Origin of the sequence: Pseudomonas sp. FSL R10-2964 (genome assembly GCF_009600035.1) — a bacterium.
Lineage (GTDB): Bacteria > Pseudomonadota > Gammaproteobacteria > Pseudomonadales > Pseudomonadaceae > Aquipseudomonas > Aquipseudomonas bubulae.
Map to the genome: position 1 here is coordinate 1 of NZ_WIWH01000074.1, position 4,490 is coordinate 4,490.

At 54.1% G+C, this 4,490-nt stretch carries 3 protein-coding genes; all 3 read right to left on the reverse strand.

Annotation, left to right across the window (positions count from 1 at the left end):
• Nucleotides 1-97 precede the first annotated feature (97 nt).
• Nucleotides 98-2,545, reverse strand: coding sequence for a fimbria/pilus outer membrane usher protein (locus GHN92_RS23370; protein ID WP_240043212.1), 2,448 nt, complete (start codon nucleotides 2,543-2,545; stop codon nucleotides 98-100).
• 211 nt (nucleotides 2,546-2,756) lie between these two features.
• Nucleotides 2,757-3,512, reverse strand: coding sequence for a molecular chaperone (locus GHN92_RS23375; protein ID WP_133144570.1), 756 nt, complete (start codon nucleotides 3,510-3,512; stop codon nucleotides 2,757-2,759).
• Nucleotides 3,513-3,578: 66 nt separating this feature from the next.
• Nucleotides 3,579-4,175, reverse strand: a complete 597-nt coding sequence (locus GHN92_RS23380) for a fimbrial protein (protein ID WP_095024707.1) — start codon at nucleotides 4,173-4,175, stop codon at nucleotides 3,579-3,581.
• Nucleotides 4,176-4,490: the final 315 nt, after the last annotated feature.

Below are 4,490 nucleotides of genomic sequence, written 5' to 3' on the forward strand. Positions count from 1 at the left end.
CAATTCAACGGTGGGCTGGCGCCAGCTCGGGCCGAAGAAAAACTTAACGTCGTGTCCGGGATTAGTTGACCACTACATGCCTTTTCCAGTTTGAGAATCAACGCCCCTCGGTGCCGGGCAAGCAAATCAGCTTGAAGCGTTCGTAGTTCACCTTTTCCTGCTTTGGTGCCAGTGCATAGGCCGCCTGGCATTGCTTGCCTTGCCATTTGATGGTCAGCGTGGCGCTGTCGTCCTCGACCATGGCCAGGGCTTTGCCCGTAGGGTCGGAAATCGCCAGTTGCACACCCTTGGCGTCTTCCACCGAGGCACCGAACGGGATTGAGCGGTTTTGTGCATCGACCAGTTCAAACTGAATCCGCCGGCCCTTGCGGCCCTCGAAGCGTGCCACCACCACCGCGCCTCGGCGCGGCACCAGTTGTTGGGTGGCGCTATCAAGTTCAACGTCACCGCCCAGGTTACGGGTGTCCAGGCTCAACCAGTTCACCCGGTATGGCTGGGTGTTGGGAATAACGGCGTAACCGTTGTTGCCGGTCGTGACCCCCGAGTGCGTGCTGATCTCGACGCCGGATATTCCCGCGACTTCGACCAGGGCGAAGGTTTCACCTACGGTTTGCCCAAGGTTGACCCCGCCGCCGTGGGCGATTACCGAGCCGGAGACGTTCACGTTTTGGGAGTCAAAGCCCCTGCCTTTGCTGTAGCCGACACTGATGTCGGCTATCGATGTGCGGGTGTTCACACTGAGAGAGCCGGATTCACCACCCTGACTGCTGTCACCGGCCTGGACTGAGTAAAACGAATCACTGTTGTCCGACAGATAACCACTGACCCCTAATTGTGTGCTGTTGCCGCTGCGGTCACTTGTGGTGGACACAAAGGCCCGTGGCGACCGGGGGCGAGAGCCCAGCGGGAAAGAGACCGAGAGGTTGACCTGATTGTCCGTGTTCGACACGCCGCGTTCATCAATATCCAGGCTCCTGCTCGCACTCAGGCTGTAGTTGAGTTCGCCCCAGTTGTTGCTGTAACCCGCAGAGAAAGTGCGTGAGCCACCCCGGTTCCAATAGCGCTGGTCGGTGCCGTTGATATAGAGCGAACCATATTGTCGTGTCCCACCCAGGGTCTGGTTGACGGTCAGGTCGGTGCGGGTTTTAGAGCTGCCACTGCGCGGCCTGATGCCCTCACTGATGTCTTCAACATGATCGCTGAAGCTGCGATAGCCTTCTGTGGAGTAGCGATAGGCGGCCAGGGTGAAGCTGGTATCGGTGCCGGTGAATGTTTTTGCATAGAGCGCCCGCACGCTGTTGCCCTGGGTGGTTTTACCCTGGGCGCGGCTGGATGACTGGGTGAGATCGAATGAGACCGCGCCAAGGGAAGTGTTCTTCGCGGCTCCGAGCGAAAACGCCTGGAAATTTTCACTGGCTTGCAGGCCCGCAATACCTGTCAGGTTGCTGTTTATGCCATAGGCGGCGGTGCTGCTGACAAAGGAGGGCGATGCTGCGCCCTCGGCGTTGCTGGCGTATTGGCCAGCAGACACACTGTATTTGAGCTGCCCTTCGCGAACCATCGTGGGAAGCGCGGAAAAAGCCTGTTTGCTGATTCTGCGACGACCGTCGGCTTCGATAATCACCACCTCCAGATCACCGTTGGAACCCGTAGGGTATATATCGCTGATCTCGAACGGACCAGGCGGCACGGTAGTGGTGTAAAGAATGTAGTTGTCCTGACGAATCTCGACCACCGCATTGGAATCGGCGACACCGCGAATGATCGGCGCATAACCCCGTTCGCTGTCGGCACGCATGCCTTCATCCGAGGCCAGTTTTACCCCGCGATAACGCACGCTGTTGAACAGCTCGGTATCGGAGAAGATCTCCCCGGCACTGAACTGCCCCTTGAGAGCGGTAACGTCACGCTGCACGTAACTGCGATTACTCTTGAATGTGTTTGCATGACCGGTGCGGGTGCTCAGATTCGACTCGTTGCGCAGGCGCCATGCGCCCAGGTTGATGCCATTGCGCATGCTCAAGTTGTTGGAGACCTGTGTGCTGAACTCAGTGGAGCTGCGGTTGCTGTTGAACTGATAGTTGATAAACCCGGCCGGAACACCTTCGTCCCATAGTTCTGGGTCCACAAAACCACGCAAGCCTCGAGCCATTGCCAATTGCGGCACGCTGAAATAAAGCCGTAAGCGGCTGGAGTCGTAGCGCCACGTAGCTTTATCAATCATGGACGTCAGGTCATGGCAGGCTTGCGGTAACTCGGGATCAAGCAACCCCTGGTCTTGCAGCTTTTGTAGATCAACGCCAAGTTGTTGAATCAGATCAACCGTCATGCACGGCTCGACCTTGCCGTTGTGCGCGTTGGGCGCGAACTCGATATCCCTGCGACCCACCAGTACGTCATTACTGTATAAGTCGACCCGGTATTTTCCTGGTAATACACGGTGGGTGCTCAACAGTGTGTGCAGGTCCACCGAGGCTCCACCCTGGAAAAAAGTGGTGTTGTAAACTTCTTCTTGTGGCTGTGCCGGTTCTTCGCCCCAAGCCATGCTCGACAGTGTGATAGTAACGACCAAATACAGCGGGTGAATAGTGCTGATTGTAGGGGAGGCATCTGTGCGGGCGCGTTTTTCTACGCAACTATCATGCGTGTGATTATTGGAGAAAAACATATGGATAGCCTATGTCGTCAATATGACGTATGCCGTCATAAAGTGTGCGAATAATAAAGCTCGAGGCATAGCCGTTGGGGCAGGTGATTTATTGTTGATCTTGGACTTCTGCTGGGGTTGCCGAACTCATTGACTGGAAGTTCACGGTTGTTTCAAATTTCTGCAGGGCGCCATAATCATTGATGCTTGCAAATCGCAATGAAGGCGATAAAGACAGGGGCGCAGCTTTTAACTTGAACGTTCTGTCCTCGCCAGGAGCGATCATGGTGGCGCCGATAATCAATTCGGCTTTATCGCTCTTGCCCACTTCAAGGTCAGCTAATGACACATGGTAATGGCCAGGATTATTGACCTTTAGAAGGGTTTGCCCGCCCTCGTTTTGCAGTTTCCATTTTAGTTGCGCAGGCGCTTTGGCTGCTTCGCCAGGTAAATCCGCTGGCCGAAAAAAAATTTTGACCCGTTGACGCACGGCTAATTGCAATATGTTGGCGTCGCTTGCACTGGCTTGCGGTATTTCCTGAACGTTGAGCCATACGACCGATTCTTTGTCGATCGGCATGCCTCCACCTTCGTAAAGAATACGCAGTAATTGTTGTTGATTGGCCGCGACACGGGCCAGCGGTGGAGTGATAGCAAATGGCAGCGATGTATTTTCAGCCAGGTCGCTATCGATCCATGACTGCACCAACACGTTTTGCCCCCCATTGCGTACCGTGATATTGGCTTCTTTGCGTGAGCCATCAAATATCACCCGTGTTGCACTTAACGAAATGCTCGCGAATGCTTCAGTGGTGACAAACAGACTGATAGCACTTAGAAAAACAGGGATTGAACGTCGCATCATAGGTGTGGCCCAAAAAATGTAAGTGGGGGAAGGGGAGGCCCGACAGCCTCCGCCCTGTATCCAGATTTATTCGTACTGAAGTACAAATGGCAGTGTTGCGTTACCTGTACCGGCAACGGCGGTTGCTGCATCACCCGTGGTGACGTAGGCAGCGGCGAATGACAAGGTGCCGTCACCACCGACGGCTTTCTCGCCGCTAAGACCGGTTGTGACCAAGGCAGTGGTGTCTGAGGTCAGGTCTATCAAAGCACCATCACTGTCAAGCAGGGCGATACCCACCCCTTTGGCCGCATCTGTGCCTTGCAGCTTCAACACTTTTTTACCTGTAACCAGGCCAGAGCCCCCGTTGAGGCTTGGTTTGAACACCATTGATACTTTGGTGCCAGCATTACAGTTGACCTTCAAGTTAAAGTCATTGGCGCTGATGCGCCCGGCGTTAGGGGCTGTATCGCTGCCCATGTCCTTGATCGATACGTTGCCCATATCAACAGAAATAACTTTGTCTTTACCGGTGCTGCCGTCAACAGAACAAGCATCATTGTTAATGAAGCCCATAAAGTTGATCTGGCCACTGCCACCTTTAACTGTAACAGGCTCTGCAAAAGTAGCGCCGGAAGCGGCGAGAGCCGACAGGCTGAGAATGGCAAGGTAGAGCTTTTTCATGTTGATATCCTTAAGGTTGTAGTGTGTTCAGCGAACTGCGGAGTCCATGTTAGGGGGGCGTTCTGCTGCTGTCTTTGAGGATTGCCTTAAAATAATATTTCAGGCGGGGCACAACTTTATATATAAGCAAGGTGCCGTGCAGCCATGATCGTTTTGAGGCAAATCCTAGTGTGTATTCCAGGTGCGCTCGTTATATTGATCTATGCGTCGCAGGCGCTGTCCGATCGTCGACGTGCATTAGGCTCTGTACGTAAACCCAAGAAATACGATTTTCTGTAAAATACACCGCCATTAAAGCCAGGAGGCCAAGATGGC